The 942-nt window shown below is 22.8% G+C and carries 1 protein-coding gene; it reads right to left on the reverse strand.

Annotation, left to right across the window (positions count from 1 at the left end; all coding sequences use genetic code 4):
- Positions 1 to 38: 38 nt before the first annotated feature.
- Positions 39 to 905 (reverse strand): hypothetical protein, encoded by an 867-nt coding sequence (locus D9R21_RS06735; RefSeq protein ID WP_158614003.1) that lies wholly within the window; start codon positions 903 to 905, stop codon positions 39 to 41.
- Positions 906 to 942: the final 37 nt, after the last annotated feature.

The following is a 942-nucleotide window of genomic DNA, read 5'->3' on the forward strand; positions in this document are numbered from 1 at the left end:
TCTTTAATAGTTATTTTTGACATAAAATCACTTCCTTTCTAAATTATTTTTTTTCTTTTAATTGTTAAATCTTTAATAACAATATTATTTGTATCATTTTTAATTGAGCCATCTTGCTTAATTGTTATTTTTTTATAAGAATTATCTGATAAAAATGTAAATATTGATTTTTGTGATATTGTTTCAAAATAATATGTTACAAATTGATTACCAGATGAATAATCTGTTATTGAAATTGATATTTTATAGTAATATTTTGTTAAATCATAATCTGGAATTTTAAATGTTAATTTTTCGTTTGCTTCAGGATAATTAATTAATTCTCAATCTGAAATAGAAATTAACTTTTTTAATTCATTTAATATTTCTTCTTTTAATTTTATAAGTTTATCATCTTTAATTTTTTCTATAACAACCTTACCTAGTAATGCATCAACTTCTAACTGGGTATAATATGCTTCTAAATCTATCATAGTTAAATCAATATCTTCTTCTTGAAAAGTACGAAACATTTTCTTTAAAGTTGTTAAATTAGCCAACGATTTTGCATAAGTTGGCAATAGACCTTGTCATGTTGCCATAGGGTCATTTTGTGAAGAATAATTAATATTACCAACACTCATATTTGCCGAAGTAAAAAACTCAATTGGAATGCGGTTAAATGTTCAATGCTCAATCGTAATAAACACCATATTAATGCAAATTTTCTTTAATAACGGGTCTTTAAATGTTTCGAACTTTAATTTTGAAAATGGATAATTTAAATATGAATTAATCATATTTTGGGCTCTTAAAGCAAATGTTTTAAATCATAATTCTACATCACCTTTAAAGAACTTATTGTAACGAACTGGAACTTGTGTAATTTTACCTGTCATTGGAATAAAATTATTATAATTTTCCAAAGTAACATTTTGTCATAATTCATTTAACATTTAATCA

This window comes from Spiroplasma endosymbiont of Megaselia nigra, from assembly GCF_003987485.1.
In the GTDB taxonomy this organism is placed as follows: domain Bacteria; phylum Bacillota_I; class Bacilli_A; order Mycoplasmatales; family Mycoplasmataceae; genus Spiroplasma.